Here is a 15,815-nt window from a genome sequence, read left to right on the forward strand (position 1 = left end):
CAATTCGCCGATTTACCGGCCCTCGGGAGTCCCTCGCGCGCTTTCGATTCAGCTCGGTTGGAAGCCGCTCTAAAGGCCGTCAGACGGAGCGCCCAAAGTAGGCGGCGATGCTGTCCACCACATAGCCGAGCGCCGCGTCATCAAGCGCCGGATACACGCCGACCCAGAATGTTCGGTTCATAACGGTGTCGCTTCGGGCCAAGTCGCCGTGTGTGCGCCAGGCTCGCCCCATCAGATAGGGTTGCTTGGTCAGGTTGCCGCCGAACAGCAGCCTGGTTCCAATCCTCCGACCGTTCAGCCAACGCAGCAAAGCCTCCCGCTTTACGCCGGCTTCCTCGCGCAAGGTGATGGGGAAGCCGAACCAGGACGGGTCCGATCCCGGCGTTGCCTGGGGGAGGACCAGAAGATCGTCGAACGCGCGTAGCGCGTTGTGCAGGGTTTCGTAATTCCGCCGACGGATCGTGATGAAATCGCTGAGCCGGTCCATTTGGGCAAGCCCGACCGCGGCCTGAAGGTCCGTCATCTTCAGGTTATAGCCTGCATGCGAATAGACATATTTGTGGTCGTACCCTTCCGGCAAGCCGCCGTGCTTGCGTTCGAATCGTCGGCCGCATGTGTTGTCCCGTCCCGGCGCGCACCAGCAGTCGCGGCCCCAGTCCCGGATCGATTCCAGAGCGCGCTTGATTCGGTTGACGTTGGTGGCGACCGCCCCTCCCTCGCCTGTGGTGATGTGGTGCGCGGGGTAGAAGCTGAGCGTTGCGACGGTGCCGAAAGAACCGACCGGGCGCCCGTTATAATGAGCCCCCAAAGCGTCGCAACAATCCTCGACGACGTGAAGATTGTGCCGCCGGGCCACGTCCATGACGGCGCCCAGGTCGAACGGGTTGCCCAGCGTGTGGGCCAGGACGATGGCGCGTGTGCGCGGCGTTACAGCCTCGGCGACCGCAATGGGGTCAGCGTTGTAGGTTGGAATGTCGACGTCCACGAAGACGGGGACAAGCCCGTTCTGGATGATCGGGTTGACGGTCGTCGGGAAACCGGTCGCGCAGGTGATGACCTCATCTCCGCGCTGCAGGGCCTGATCGCCAAGCAGAGGAGAGCACAGCGCGCTGATGGCTAGGAGGTTCGCCGACGATCCCGAGTTGCAGGTCAATGCATGCCGGGCGCCAACGGTTTCCGCAAGGCGCCGTTCGAAGGCGTCGTTGAAGCGTCCCGTGGTCAGCCAGAACTCCAGGGAAGCATCGACGAGGTTATGGACTTCCTGTGCGCCGTACACCCGGCCGGACACCGGCACCGGACTCGATGCGGGATCGAAGGGTGGCCGGGCGCTTGTGATCTCAGCATACCGCTGCGTCAGGCGCAGGATCTCCTGTCGCAGCGCCTCGGCCTCGTCATGGTGGTGCTCTGTCATGGAGTGGGCTCGAGGGCTGCCTGAGGGATGGGGGGCGTATCGGTGATGGCGCTCCGCCCGTACCGTGTGATGTGGTCGAGCGTGACCGCCCGCATGTCGTCACCGTCTCGGAAGGCACGGTACCAGGCGGCTGTCTCGGCAATGGCCCGTGGCAACGCCCAGCGGGAAGACCAGCCCAAGCGGCGGCGGATCCGGGAGGAGTCGAGCATGAGGATTGACGCCTCGTGGCGTTGGCCGCCCTCGCGCAGAACCCGAAGCTGGGCTCCGTCGCCCCAATCGGATGCGAACTGCCGGGCGAGTGTTTCCACGGGCCATGCGTGGTCCTGACTGGGACCAATGTTCCACGCTGCACTCGCCCGCTCCGGTTGGGAGCACAGGGCTTCCGCAATGCACAGATAGGCCGACAGCGGCTCCAGCACATGCTGCCAGGGGCGCACATGGTCGGGGTTGCGGAGCGTTACGGGATGGTTCCCGAGAAAGGCGCGCGCCATGTCCGGCACGAGGCGGTCGACCGACCAGTCGCCGCCGCCGATCACGTTGCCGGCGCGCGCGGTGGCGATGGCTGGAGCGGAACCGGTGGCGAAGGACGCGCGCCAGGATGCGGCGACCATCTCGGCACAGGCTTTACTCGCGCTGTAGGGATCATGTCCGCCGAGGGGATCGTTCTCGCGATATCCCCACTCCCAGCCGACATTGGCGTAGCATTTGTCGCTCGTGACGACCAGGACGGCCCGTGTCGTTGGGGAGCGCCGCGCGGCCTCCAGGACATGCACCGTGCCCTGCACATTGGTCAGGAACGTCCCCACCGGGTCGTCGTAGGAGGGGCGGACCAACGCCTGTGCGGCAAGGTGCAAAATGATCTCGGCCCGGTGGTCGGCAACGGAGCGGCTCAGGTCTTCGAGATCGCGGATGTCGCCGAACCGGCTCGTCATCCCCTCGGACACACGAGCTTGGTCGAACAGGTTCGGCTCCGCCGCCGGAGGCAGGGAAAAGCCGGCGACGTGCGCCCCGAGACGCTGCAGCCACAGGCACAGCCATGCCCCCTTGAAGCCGGTGTGCCCGGTCACAAAGACGCGCCGCCCATTCCAGAAGGCGGTCGTCGGGGCATTACTTCCGGTTACCAGACCTTCCACGGCGCTTTCCCGGATTTCCACTGTGCCTCCAAGGCGTTGCGATCGCGCAAGGTATCCATCGGCTGCCAGAAGCCCTCGTGCCGGAAAGCCCTCAACTCGTCGTCCGCTGCCAAGCGCTCGAGCGGCTCGCGCTCCCACCACACGTCGTCGCCATCGATGTAATCGATTGCCCGGCTGTTCAGCACGAAAAATCCACCATTGATCCAGGCCCGGTCTCCCGGCGGCTTCTCCTCGAAGCGAAGGACCGAGTCCCCTTCCAGGGCCATGGCGCCGAACCGGGCGGGAGGACGCACCGCGGCGACGGTAGCGAGCCGCCCATGAGCCTTGTGAAACTGTACGGACGCCGCGATGTCGATGTCGGCAACCCCATCGCCGTAGGTCAGGCAAAAGGTTCCGTCGCCCTCTTCCTCGACATGGGGGCGGATCCGGCGGATGCGTCCTCCCGTAAGCGTGTCGATCCCCGTATCCACGAGGGTGACCCGCCAAGATTCGGCTGCATTGTGCCGCAGTTCAACACGGCGATTCGCCACATCCACCGTTACATCGGAGGTGTGCAAAAGGTAGTTCACAAAATACTCTTTGATCAGATAACCCTTGTATCCAAGACAGACAATGAAGTCATTGATGCCGTGCGACGAGTAAATTTTCATAATATGCCAAAGTATCGGCCGATCCCCCACCTCGACCAGCGGCTTGGGGCGCACGGTGGTTTCCTCAGACATGCGTGTGCCGTAACCGCCTGCGAGAATGACGGCTTTCATATCCGGGATGCTCCTGTACGTGACTTTTGCCCGATCATGGTCAAAGATTGACCAAGCGGGGTAAAAAAACGTTAAATCGGGCTTGATTTTGCGTGGCGCGGGCTGTGGATCTGTTCCGATGCGGACGAATTCTCGAATTCTGGTGACCGGGGCCGGAGGTTTCGTAGGACGGCATGTCATTGCCCGGGCCTGCGCCAGGGGAATGGAGGCTGTTCCGCTTGTCCGTTCACCGGAACAGGCGCGCCGCTTTCCACCGCAGGTCCGTGACGCCGCCATGGTGGCCGACGTGACCGACGTGGACGCTGTGGCGCGCGCCATGGCGCTGGTCCGGCCGGAGTGCGTCGTGCATGCCGCCGCCTACGGCGTCAACTACGCCGACCAGGACCGGGAGCGGGCCTTCACTGTCAATGTGCAGGCAACGCTGACCGTCCTGGATCATGCAGCCCGCCAAGGGGTGCGCCGCATGATCCATGTCGGCAGTTGCTTCGAGTATGGCGATCGCGGACCGCCCATTCCGGAGGATGCACCGCTGCGCCCGACGGCCTTGTACGGCGCAACGAAGGCCGCGGCATCGCTTCTGGTGCGGCAATGGGCGGACAACCTCGGCATGCAGACGGTCATTGCGCGGCCGTTTGCCATCTGGGGACCGTGGGAAGCGGCGCAGCGGGTGGTTCCGCAGGTGCTGGCGGCGTGTCGCACGGGGCGCCCGGTCGCTTTGACCGCATGTGATGTTGTGCGCGATTACACATACGTCGAGGACATGGCGGATTGGCTAATCGACCTTGCTGTAGCCGAACCATGCCCGCCATCGATCGTCAACCTGGGATCCGGACAGGCCGTCGTGCTGCGGGATTTCCTCAGGGCGATCGCGCGCCGGTACGATGCGGAAAGTCTGCTTCGGTTCGGCACGCTGCCTCATCGGCCGACGGAGATGCGCTGCCTCGTGCCCGACATTTCCCGCCAGATCGCCCTGTTCGGCCACCCGGCCGCACGTTCCCTGGACGGGGACCTGCGCCGGATGGAGGAGACCCTCGCCCTTGAAGAGGCAACGGGAAACCAGTCTAACCGTTGAGCGCGCGCAAGGCGTCTGCCGCCCAAGGCCGCATGTCGTCGAGCAACCGATGGCGCGGTGGCGTGATGAGCTTGGCGCGTGCCTGCACCCGCACGGCCGGGCCGTGATTCCCGCTTTCCTGTTCGGCGAGCGCGAGATTGGACAGGCACCAGGCGTCGTTGCAACGCAGAGCCGCAGCCTGCCGCTGATGATGGAGGGCGTCCGCGATCCGGCCACGCCGCTGGAGGATGAGGCCGAGAATGCTGTGGCACACTCCTTCGTCCGGCGACAGCGCCAGGGCCTCGCGCGCGAGGCCCTCCGCCTCGTCGGCATGCCCCTTCAGGAACAGCGCCCAGGCCTTCCAGGCCCATGCGAGGCCGTAGGCCGGTTGCAGCGCATGGGCCTGCTCCAACGCATCCGCCGCCTCGGCGAAGCGCCCCGCCGCGATCATGGATACGCCCGTGTGCAGGGGAATGAACAGCGCAACGATCTGCCCGGTGTTCTTGGTGCCAGCGGCCCTGAAATGCTCGATCGCCTCACCGTAGCGGCCGAACCACTGGTAGATGGTGCCCAGCGTGTAGTCTGCGTCCGGCTCGTTGGTGCCAGCTCCGATAGACAGTCTTGCCCAATCCTCCGCCTCGGCGGGCCGGCCGTTGCGCAGGCAAAGGAAGGCAAGCAGGCCGTGCAGATTGGGGTGTCCGACAAGTTTCAGGGCTTCACGCGCACGATGCTCTGCATGGGTGGATTCGCCCCAGTTGTCGATCCGGCGCGCCAGCGCACCGAAGCGGGCGGCCACGATCGACGTGGACGCGGGGTCGTGGGCGAGAAGCCGGCGATAAACGTCCATCGCCTCGTCCACGCGCAGATTGCTGATGTGCTCGTCGGCCTCGGCGTCGCACACCTTGACGTAATACGCGGCATCGGCCTGCACCGCCCGGCGGTGCACGGCTTCCGCCTCGTCCGACCGGCCCATGGCGCGCAGGCATTGGACGAGACCGAAATACGCCCTGGGCATGAGCGGATCGATCTCGATCGCACGGTCGAAGGCGGCTACGGCGGCAGCCAAATCGCCGGCGCGTTGAATGGCCAAACCCATCTCGCAATGATAGTTCGCAAACGTTTCGATGCGGATGCGCTCACGCCAAGCGGCATAATCGATGGACGCAATGCCTTCGCTGGAGACTTGGGTGTGGATGTCGGTGGCGTTCATAAGATCCCACTATCGAAAGCCGCCGGATAGTACGCTCCCTACAAAATCCCGACAACCAGAACAAGGGAGCCGCATACGGTCGGCAGTGTCCCGCCAAGTGGTGTCTGAGGCGTGGGGCCGGCCCGTCGGAGCGCTCCCTATAGCTGGCGCAGGCGGGCCGGCCGTTCGGGAGCGGGCGGTCACCGTGTGTCTTCGGTAAATTGAGGTTGCTTGACGACTGTCAACTGGAACGGAGACCACGATGACCGAGAACAGGATTGCTCTTCAGGAACTGATTGGAAAGAGCGCTGACGCCGACTTCCTACGCGAGATGGTCGGCTTCGCCGCCCAGCGCCTGATGGAACTGGAGGTGGAGAGCCTGTGCGGCGCCGGCTACGGTGAGTGCAGCGAGGACCGCCAGAACAAGCGCAACGGCTACCGCGAGCGGACCTGGGAGACGCGCGCCGGTGCCATCGACCTGCGCATCCCTAAGCCGCGGCGCACCACGGAGAAGGCGCTGATCGCGATGATCCAGGAAGCGTACGTGCAGGGCATCTCGACCCGCAGCGTCGATGACCTAGTCAAGGCGATGAGCATGACCGGCATCTCCAAGTCCCAAGTCAGCTGTCTCTGCGAGGACATCGACGAGCGGGTCCACGCCTTCCTGAACCGCCCGCTGGAGGGCGACTGCCCCTTCGTGTGGCTGGACGCAACCTACGTGAAGGTGCGTCAGGACGGCCGCATCGTGTCGCTCGCCGCCATACTGGCCATCGGCGTTAACACCGACGGCCGGCGTGAAGTGCTGGGTCTCGGCCTCGGGCTATCGGAGGCTGAGACCTTCTGGAGCGACTTCCTGCGCTCGCTCACCCGCCGAGGCCTGCGTGGGGTGAAGCTGGTCATCGCCGACGCGCATCTCGGGCTGAAGGCCGCCGCCTCCAAAGTGCTGGGCGCGACACTCCAACGCTGTCGTGTTTATTGCATGAGGAATCTCCTCGCCTGCGTTGGCAAGGCGCACCAGACGATGGTGGCGGACAGCCTGCGATCGCACTTCTCCAAGCTGGCGGCACTGATGGATGAAGCGGAGTTCGACGTGCTGGCCTACATGGCTTACCCCAAGGACCTACGCACCAAGCTGCACAGCACGAATCCGCTGGAACGTCTGAACGGCGATATCAAGCGGCGGAGCAACGTTGTCGGCATCTTTCCCGGGGAAGGGACGGTCACCCGCCTCGTCGGTGCCTTGCTGCTCGAACAGCACGACGAGTGGGCGGTGTGCCGGCGGTACATGACCATGGAAAAAGCCTGAACGAGCTGTGCCACCCTCAAACCGCTGATCCGCTGCCCATTGCCGCGGAGTAGGCCGGCGACTTCACCTCGCCGAAGAGCACAGAGGCCCCCTCAGACACCACACCCTGGGGCACGGTCACGAGGGGTGTGGCCGTGTGGCTCCTGTCTCGTCAGCCCACAGCGTGGCGAGCGAAAACCGCCCAAGCAGCGAGCGATCCGGCGATTGCGGGTCCGATCATTGCCGTCTTGCCGCTGGGTCTCGACGCTCAGGTAGCGGCATACGGCAGTGCCAAGCGTGATGTCCCTTCAAACCCACCAGCATTGTTTGACACCAGTCGCCTCCAGGCCGGCAAGAATCTCATGGCGGAACATGGAGGCAACGACGATCGCGTCTCCGTCCTCCTGCGCATGCGCATAATCCTCTAACGTCGTCATAGGAAGATTGAGAAAACGTCCCGCGCGAAAACTGTCGATCACCCCCAACGGCTCCACGCCGCCCTGTCTCAACCAGGCAATGCAGTCCCGGCCACTCGCCCCGGAACCGTAAACGAACACCCTCCGGCTGCCCGCCAACTGTTCCGGATTCTCCAGCAAGGCATGGCGAAGAGCGAAGGGGGCGAAGCCAGCCCGCGGAGACCGGGCGTCCGATGCCAGCGGTCCGGAAACCATCCAGCGCACCCAATTCCGCACCGACGGTTCCAAGGTCGTCGGAACGCTCACCGTACCTTGTTCGGCGTCGTCGAGAAGCGCGCCGAGCACCCGTTGCGCCATCTCGGGTTCGCCTTCCCGCTCAAGCCTCAAGGCCGCTGCAACGCGGGTGTCGAAGCGGCGATAGGGGCGCCCTTCCAACCGCAGGGCCGCTACCCTGACTGTCGGGTCATCGAACGCGCCGACCTCCGCCAACGCATCGTGCAGGTGATCAAGGGCAGCGACGTCGCTCTCCTCGAAAATGTTTTCGCCCCGTCCGGGCAGATGTCCAGAAAGCGCCTGAAAATACAGCAAATCCACTGGCAGTTCCCGCGCCAGCCGAACGGCGGCTTGCACGTCCGGCATGGTCCGCTTCATCACGCAATAGGCCCATGTCATGCGCTGAACGTGGCCGGAAACCCGCAACGAGGCAAGGTACCGCATGTTCTCGTGAACGCGCTCCCACGATCCGCCGCGCCGGACCGCGTCGTAGGTTGCGCTGGAGCAGCCATCAACGGAAAACACAATGTGCGAGAAGGTGTTGTGGCCGATGCGCGCCCAAAGGGACGGCCGCAGGGGCAAAAGATTGGTGTGCAGCTCGACGCTGACGCCGTTGTCGACAAGAAGATTCGAGGCTAGAAGCTCGACGACATCTTTCATGATGAGGACTTCGCCCCAGCCATGCGGGTAAAAGGTTTTGAGCTTTTTAGCGCGAATAAGATCGCGAACCTCTTCGATGTTGGGCTTCGTATGGCTCCTATCGACCGGGATCTTCTCTTCACGGCAGTGAACGCAATGAAGATTGCAGCCATGATCGATCTCATGGATCAGGGTTCGTACGCCGTAATCGAGAACCGTCTTGCCCTCGTTGACCGCCGCTATAACCTCCGGGTCGGTCGGGGGAAGGGCGGGAGGACCATACAGCAAAGAGCAGCTCCGGGTATTGCAGAACCGCCCGTAGTCTCCAGCCAGGAACGCTTCGCGCATCTGCCGCAGCCGTTCACCGTTCCAGATGCTTTCGATGCTCTGCTCCCGTGAATTGCCGTCCGGCCCCATCTCCCGCTGGCGATGGACCGGGCAGGAACAGGCATGGATTGTTCCCGTACGGTCGGCGTTCAGGGTTTGGAACGGGTGATAGCAGCGCAGGGAACGCTTCAACGTCAGAGGTTCATCGCCCAGCGCTTGCGAGGAAAACCCGTCCATCTGTTTCTGTGCCTCTCCCAAAATTCTTTCCAGAAAAGCAAGACGTCCGCATCTCCGCCGACGTTGCGTTTCCTCCAGTTAACAAGCTTTTAAAGCTCCCAACAGCGCACCCTGGCGCTCTGCGGCGGTGAATGAGCCGGCAGGCTTCCCGATCAACCTTTCCGGTGCAGGGCCTCGGCGACCCGCCGCCATAGGCGCTCCGGCGTCGAGTGCCACTTGCGCAGGACCCAAACCGAGCAGGTGCGCAGCCCCCGGTCATCCTGGGTGACCAGATGCGGGCGGTTCACCGGCCCCGTATCGATCACGCCGACGCGGTCCAGCGTCGCATCGCTGATGCTCCAGTCGAAGCCACCAACCGGCTGCAGCCCGCATTCTCCGGACAGGAATGCCGCCGCATCGACCGCCTGGGATGGGGTGAGACAGCCATCCCGTTCCTGTCCATCCAACGCGATCTCGATGGACCAGGCAACCCCCCCCCCCACGCTCAGGTGACGATCCAGAGCCTCCAAGAGATCGACCGTCCGGTCAAAGCCCCCGGACAGCAGCGTGTTCTGTGGAACGACGACGGCGTCCCACGGATCGGCGGCCCTCGCTAGGGCTTGGAAGCCGCCGTGATGGATCGACAGCCGGTCCGCCCGATACAGTCGCCGTTTCGCCAGCCACAGATCCGTGTCCGGCCGCTGCTCCGGCAAGCCGCCCCCCCCGGCATGAGCGGACCCGACGTCAACGACGTCCACCCCGCCCATGCGCAGCGACAGGAAATGGCCGAAGCCGTCCGGCGCATCGCTGACAACGGCGCTGCGCACCCCGCTTCCGATCCTGCCGAGGACGTTCAGCCCATGCACCATCTGCGCCCGCTCCCACACGCCGCGGCTGCGCTTGAAGTAGACGTAGGTGGAACTGCGGAAAGGCAGCCCCTCGCGCGTGAACTCTTCGGCGGCGGCCAGCCACCGGGCATCCTCCCAGTCCTCGGCCGCGCAAAGCTTGTTCAGCGCCGGAGCGCCGTCCGGCCGAGCGGCCGTGGCGATTGCCAGGGTGAGCCGGCCACGCCAAGCCCGGCTTGGACGGCGCTCCTCGACCCAGCGCCGCCGCTCCTCCCGCACCGGGTCGGGTACAGCCGGGTCGGGTGCGTCCAGCAGGGCAAGGACAACGGCCGAACAGCGATGGGGAGCGATGTCGGCCGCGCTGTCGGCCGCCAGAACGTGATCCAGATCGCTCCGCGCCATCTCGACCTCCTGGCGCGCGATGGGAAAGCGCCGCCCGAGGGCGGCCGCAAGACACCGCCCCACCGAATCCGCCTGCTGGTCGATCCGGAACACCGGCCCCCCGGCGCGCACGACCCCATGCCGGACGCGCGTGCTGAACATGGTGCGTGTGAAGACGACCCGTTCGGAAAAACGCATGCCAAAGAAGGTGTTGACGACCGACACGCCGATGAAGCGGCGACCGACGGGTGCGCCGCTGCACAGGCGCTGCCGCTCCCGCTCCGTCTGCTGGACGAAGAGTCCGTAGACATGCCCCAAGCGCCGGCGCGCCTCCTCCGGCAGTCCGTCGAAACAGGGGTACGGTTCGCGAGTGAGCCGTTTGTCGTCGAGGGCAAACTCGAACAGGAAGATGGAGGCTCGGCGATCAAGTTCCGCATCGTCCACCGCGTCCACACGCTCCTGCCCGGAGCGTTCGTTGACGGACCCCAACGGGACGAGGACGTCGTTCCACTGGCCGAGGGCGCGCCAGGCGTTCAGAACGAGGTCGAACAGGTCGCGATGATTGCCGACGTATCCGAGCACGCTTCCCGGCGGCGCCGTGACCAGCAGATCCATGATATAGGGCAGGACGTGCCCGGCATCGATCGACAGGCGGAATCCGGCGTCGAAATTGGCGAAGTCGTTCCACGATTCGTAATGGAGACGATCCATGGGCGGCAAGACCGCTTCCAGGACCGCCGGGAGACGGCCTGTCGGCGGATCGTCCGCCCGGAACTCCTCCAGCGTCTCGTTCGCCAGCCCCCAACTGCCAGCCTGCCCGTCCAGTTCGGGGGCGGTCACCCCCCGGATGTAGCGGACCGGGTCGTTCATGACCGTATCTTCCCGGTGGATCGCCGTCGGAAGGCGTGTGTGTCCGCAGTGATAGGCGAGAACCCGGTCGAAGACGCTCTCCACCCCGCCTCGTAGCCGGTGCAGGCGGTGACAGAGATTCATGTCCACATTCCAGCCGGCCAGCATCTCCTCGTTGAAGCCGTGGATGGCGAAGAAATCGGCGCGCAACACCATCTGGAAGTCGCCGATGCCGTCGAAGCGGGTCACCGGGTCGGTGTGGACCAGTTCGTTCAGGTGAAGGCCCGAGCCCCAGCGGCGGAGCGCTTCGACGGCGGCGGACGGATCGCGGCGATCCAACGATTCCCAGAGCGATTCCGGCACTTCGAGGCGGGGATTCTGGTAGAATCCGTCCGGTAGCCCTTTCCCCAGGTCCGACAGGGACCATCCGGCTTCCCGCCCTACGAAGACCATGTCGGTGTTCGTCGACAGGATCCACCGGTTCCTCGGGTCGGAACGGCGAATTCCCACGTTCCGGGCAACGGATTCAATGGTGGCGTAGCTGGTCCGGCCAGCGAAGCGGGCGTGCTGGGCCGGGCGAACCCGGATGACGCGCAACCGCCTCCGGCACCGTTCCGTCAAGGTGTCGCGAATGGCTTCAATAAAAGTCGGCAGATCGTCCGGCGTGTTATAATCCACAAAAATGATTTCATCATTCTCTTCCGTCAGGACTTCGGCAATGCAATTCAGGCTCAAAGCCGCACGCTTGTGAAGGTTATAGCCATGACTATCGTTCCGACCATAGACAACAATTGAAATCATCGAAGGCCACCAAAAGGAAAAAACGGCGTATTGCTATGCATGCATCCTGGTGCAGCGCATGATCCGGCGCAACCCCCGTTCGAAGGCAGACAAACCATCTTTTGGCTTGACCATCCGCAGCGGCGGTTGAAGGGTGTGCGTGACTGCCGACCAGATGCCCTTGGAAGCACTTATGCCCGTCACACCGCCCCTGAGCCCGGAAGATCTCGCCCGCTACCGGGAGGCCGAGGTCATCTTCGTCGCGCAGGACGGGTTCAAGCTGGCCCCGGCCCGGGTGCGCTGCTACAGCTTCGCCAGATTGCTGGAACAGCGCAGCATCCGTGCGGCGGTGTTGTCCTTCTACGACCATTTGGGCGCCGCGGACCAGGGCGGACCGGTACTCGGCATTCCGGAGGACGACAAGCTTCGCCTCAACCTGCGGGCGGCGGAGATCCTGTCGCAGAATCCGAATGCCATCCTGTATGTCCAGAAGACCGGCTATCACACGCTGTCCTGCTTTCTGGCAGCCGCCCGCAACGACAACCCGATCATTCTCGATTACGACGATTATGACGTGGACAACCGGTCGTTTCCACGCCTGGAAGCGTGGCTGCCGAACCTGAAGCCCGACCAGCTCCTGGCCAACACGGCGACTCGGGCCGCAGCCTGCGTGGTGTCCAGCCGCCGGATTTTCGACCTCGTAGCGCCACACAACCCCAACACGCATCTCATCCACACGGTCGCGGACCAGGAAACGTTCCATCCGCGTGGGCGCAGCGCGCCGCGCCGCCGCTTCGGAAACGCCGTCAACATCCTATGGTGCGGCGATGTCTGGGGTGACCTGCCGATGAAGGACATATTCTTCGGTGTCGACGCTTTCGCGCTGGTGCCGGCTGGCGTTCGGCGCAACGCGCGTTTTCACATCATCGGCTTCGGCAAAGCATGGGAAGAATTGAAGCGCCGCCTGCGCCACCGCTATCCGGACATGGACAATCTCGTCTTCCATGAGCATATCCCACCGTCCGAGTTCGGGAACGTCCTGGCCGAAATGGACATCGGCATCCTTCCCTACGACGCGAACCCGTTCAACACCGCCAAAAGCCCGACGAAGATGTTCGAGTACCTGCTGGCCAAGGTGGCGGTCTGCGCCACGCCGGTGGGAGAAGCCGTGCATTGCCTGGAGCATGGCCGGACGGCCCTGTTCGGCCAAGGCCTCATGGGTTTTTCCGAACAGCTGGCCCGGCTCATCGCGGAGCCCACGCTGCTTCGTTCGATTGCGGATGCCGCCCACGAGTTGGCCATCGCAAAGTATTCGTTGCAGGGCGTCGGCAACCGCCTCGTGTCCATCGTCCGTGCGGCCATGGCGCGGCGAGACGGGACGGCTTCCCCTGACGAGAGCGTCGAGGCGTTCGTCCGCAACGCACTCGGCCGGACCCAACACATCGCCCCTCGGGAGCTTTTCCTGGCACGGCAGGATCTGCACGGGTTGACCAAGGCCCCCGACCTTTCCACCACCGGGGGGCGGCGCTGGTCCGCGCCGCTCATCGCGATGCTCGGCTGGCCCAGGCTGGCGGACGCCGAGAAAATTCCGGCGGAGCGCGTCGAAGCCCTGCGCGCCTCGGCGTCCGCGTTGCGGGTGGCTGCGCGCCTACGCCCCGAGATCGCCCTGCCGGGCACGGCGCGGCCGGACGGGCCTCCCAAGCTTTGCAAGCTTGCGGCGGCAGAGGATTGGGAAGATCCGTCCTGGTTCGCCTGGGTCCGCCGCTTCAAGACAAACTGCTCGACCTTCTACGGAAACGGGACGGATGTGGCGGGCCCCGATGCCCTGCCGGCCTGCGAGATGGAACGCGACGCCATCTACAGCTACTTCAAGCGCAGCCGGGGAGCGTGGGAGCGGGTGCAGATACTCTACGGGCTCGACCGACTCGGCTTGCTGTCCGGCGATGCGCGGTTCCTTGTGCTGAGCGAGCATGTCGATGGGTTGTACCTGTTCCTGACGCAATGGAGCACCCGCGTCGACGTGCTCGACATCGGCGACGAGGCGCCGGCCATGGCCGAGCGCGTCGCCCGCGGCGGCCTGGATCTCTGGCTGCTCCGCCCGCGCCTGTTCGATCGCAGACGCCTCACCGTTCATCACGGCGCGGTCGAGGACGGAGCGTTCGACGAACGCCGCTGGGACGCGGTGGTTGCGCCGCGCAACGTCCTGTTCAATCCGACCTTCCCACGGGTGATGGATTGGGCTGCGCCGCGCCTGACCGATGGCGGCGTTCTCGCGTTCGCCGGCGATGTGCGGCTCAACGCGGGAAGCGACGCCCCGGGGCTGTCCATTACCACCGCTTTGGAAGGGCTCGGCACCCCGCTTCTTGACCACACAGGGTTCCGCATGCTGGACGGCTTCGACCCGTCGCTCAGCGACGCCACCCTCGACCGGATGGTCGAGACGGGCGCCGCCGATGCAGAGAATCCCCATTTCATCATCCGCACAGGAAAGACGCTGCACATGCCAGCCGTATGGTTCGCCCGCAAGAGCGGCAATCACCCTTCCAACGATTGGCACCGCTTCTCTGAATCCATAGCCGGACTGTGAACGACCTCATTAATTGCGCAGAAACATTATGGATTTCGATCGGCGCCGGAAAGACCGCTTTTCCATTGCTGCAACAGAAGTACAAATTAAGGCGTCATTAACATATTTCTTGTGAACTGGATAACGCATTTCGCTTCCAAAACCCACACAGGTCCGGCACTGGGTGCCGCAGCGACACCGTCGACAATGAAAAAGGCAAGGGGAAAAGACATGGACGGCATGGCTCATAGCGTCGTTTCGCGAAAAGCCAAGCGTGCCCCCCTGTCAGCGCCGATCTCCATCAACCTGGAATTGACGTCCGGATGCAACATACAATGCCGCCATTGCTACAATTTCTGGCGTGAGGATCCGGCGAGCTTCAAGGACAGCGTGTCGATGGAAAAAATCGACCGACTCGTCGCGATGATCGTCGCATCGAAGGTCTTCCACGTCATCCTGACCGGCGGGGAGCCGCTGCTCAATTTCCCTGTCATGGAATACGCCGCGCGCCGCCTGTCGGAGGCGGGGTTGTCGATCAGCACCAACTCGAACCTGATGCTGGCGACCCCGACGAAAATGGAGCGTCTGAGGGTGGCGGGGCTGGACCACATTCTGACCAGCCTCAATTCCTACGACCCGGCGACCAACGACCACATGATGAACAAGCCGGGCGCGCTGGATCGGATCAAGGAGGGCATCCGCACGACACGCGCCGCCGGCATCCGCGTCAGCGCCAACATGGTCATCTCCACGCCGAACGCCGAGCACGTATATGAAACCGCACGGCTTGCGGCGGCGCTCGGCGTACAGAAGATCTTCGCGACGCGGCTCGTCCCGTCGGTCACGGTCGAGGATCCCCACGGGACGATCCTCGAACTCGATATCGCCGGTGCGCGCCGCGCCGTCGAGGATCTGGCGCGCGCCAAGCGCGATTTCGGCATCGATGTTGGCACGCTGATCAGTTATCCCCTCTGTTTTCTGGGCGATCTCGCCACCTATGCCGACTTCGTGGGGCGCGGCTGCCCGGCCCAGACCGGCAACCGCATGGTCTTGAACGCGAACGGCGACTCCCACGCCTGCACCCATGAAGAGGAAAACTACGGAAACGTCTTCGAGGTGGGGCTGACGGAAGCCTTCGGCCGGATGAGCCGGTGGCACGACGGCAGCTACCGCTACCAGGGCTGCGCCGGGTGTGCGTACCAGGAGATCTGCGGATCAGGCTGCCGCATGGCCGCGAACTCCTACTATAAGCGGCGTGACGCCCAAGACCCCCTGTTCGTCGGATTCGACAGGATCGGGGTGCCCTACACGCTCGACATCCCGGCTGAGATCGTCCAAACCGTCGACCGCAAGGCACAGGTAGTGGTCCCGCCACGCATCCGGTTCCGGCAGGAGGACGGCTATTGCCTGCTGAACGTCCGCTGGGCGAACGCGTTCGCGGTGCCGACCGAGCTGGCCGTGTTCCTGCGCGAGCAGCAGGCGGCCGGGACCCCGTTCGACATGGATGACCTGCCGGGCCTTGAGGGCCGGCGGCACCTGCTGTACCTGCTGTTCAAGGATGCCGTCGAACCGGTAGACGACGCGGTCCGCACGCTGCTGCTGGAACGTCCCCGTATGGGCGCTAGCGTCAATCCGTTTGACCTTCCCGACAGCGCCCTTCGCGTCTGATGGATCAGAACCGGATAGACCGGAT

Annotated in this window: 10 protein-coding genes; 4 read left to right on the forward strand and 6 right to left on the reverse strand. The window is 64.3% G+C overall.

Annotation, left to right across the window (positions count from 1 at the left end; all coding sequences use genetic code 11):
• Nucleotides 1-79: 79 nt before the first annotated feature.
• Genes rfbH through rfbF form a run of 3 tightly spaced genes read right to left on the reverse strand, consistent with a single transcriptional unit; the run spans nt 80 to nt 3,305 of the window.
• Nucleotides 80-1,411 (reverse strand): lipopolysaccharide biosynthesis protein RfbH, encoded by a 1,332-nt coding sequence (gene rfbH, locus H0B54_RS15640; protein WP_188261091.1) that lies wholly within the window; start codon nt 1,409-1,411, stop codon nt 80-82.
• The gene (rfbG, locus tag H0B54_RS15645; RefSeq protein WP_343068953.1) at nt 1,408-2,544 is read right to left on the reverse strand and encodes a CDP-glucose 4,6-dehydratase; all 1,137 of its coding nucleotides are present in this window, start codon (nt 2,542-2,544) and stop codon (nt 1,408-1,410) included. The genes rfbH and rfbG overlap by 4 nt, the downstream gene beginning before the upstream one ends.
• A complete protein-coding gene (gene rfbF / locus H0B54_RS15650; protein WP_188261092.1) occupies nt 2,529-3,305 on the reverse strand; it encodes a glucose-1-phosphate cytidylyltransferase in 777 nt (258 codons plus the stop codon). The genes rfbG and rfbF overlap by 16 nt, the downstream gene beginning before the upstream one ends.
• 118 nt (nt 3,306-3,423) lie before the next feature.
• Here rfbF and H0B54_RS15655 point away from each other — a divergent pair, with 118 nt between their 5' ends.
• Entirely contained in the window at nt 3,424-4,377 is a 954-nt protein-coding gene (locus H0B54_RS15655) for an NAD-dependent epimerase/dehydratase family protein (protein WP_188261093.1), read from the forward strand.
• Here the strand turns inward: H0B54_RS15655 and H0B54_RS15660 are convergent.
• Entirely contained in the window at nt 4,367-5,566 is a 1,200-nt protein-coding gene (locus tag H0B54_RS15660) for a tetratricopeptide repeat protein (RefSeq protein ID WP_188261094.1), read from the reverse strand. The genes H0B54_RS15655 and H0B54_RS15660 overlap by 11 nt on opposite strands.
• A gap of 241 nt (nt 5,567-5,807) precedes the next feature.
• Here H0B54_RS15660 and H0B54_RS15665 point away from each other — a divergent pair, with 241 nt between their 5' ends.
• Nucleotides 5,808-6,851: an IS256 family transposase gene (locus H0B54_RS15665; RefSeq protein WP_188261095.1), complete on the forward strand. Its 1,044-nt coding sequence runs from the start codon at nt 5,808-5,810 to the stop codon at nt 6,849-6,851.
• A 287-nt stretch (nt 6,852-7,138) separates the two neighbouring features.
• Here the strand turns inward: H0B54_RS15665 and H0B54_RS15670 are convergent, their stop codons facing one another.
• The gene (locus tag H0B54_RS15670; RefSeq protein ID WP_188261096.1) at nt 7,139-8,722 is read right to left on the reverse strand and encodes a radical SAM/SPASM domain-containing protein; all 1,584 of its coding nucleotides are present in this window, start codon (nt 8,720-8,722) and stop codon (nt 7,139-7,141) included.
• A gap of 152 nt (nt 8,723-8,874) precedes the next feature.
• Complete coding sequence (locus H0B54_RS15675; protein WP_188261097.1) at nt 8,875-11,577, reverse strand: hypothetical protein; 2,703 nt, start codon at nt 11,575-11,577, stop codon at nt 8,875-8,877.
• A gap of 172 nt (nt 11,578-11,749) precedes the next feature.
• On the opposite strand from H0B54_RS15675, the gene H0B54_RS15680 reads away from it, so the two are divergent.
• Both H0B54_RS15680 and H0B54_RS15685 read left to right on the forward strand, forming a co-directional pair.
• A complete protein-coding gene (locus tag H0B54_RS15680) occupies nt 11,750-14,143 on the forward strand; it encodes a glycosyltransferase family protein (protein ID WP_188261143.1) in 2,394 nt (797 codons plus the stop codon).
• A 210-nt stretch (nt 14,144-14,353) separates the two neighbouring features.
• Nucleotides 14,354-15,790: a radical SAM/SPASM domain-containing protein gene (locus H0B54_RS15685; protein WP_211109392.1), complete on the forward strand. Its 1,437-nt coding sequence runs from the start codon at nt 14,354-14,356 to the stop codon at nt 15,788-15,790.
• Nucleotides 15,791-15,815 lie beyond the last annotated feature (25 nt).

Origin of the sequence: Azospirillum tabaci (genome assembly GCF_014596085.1) — a bacterium.
Lineage (GTDB): Bacteria > Pseudomonadota > Alphaproteobacteria > Azospirillales > Azospirillaceae > Azospirillum > Azospirillum tabaci.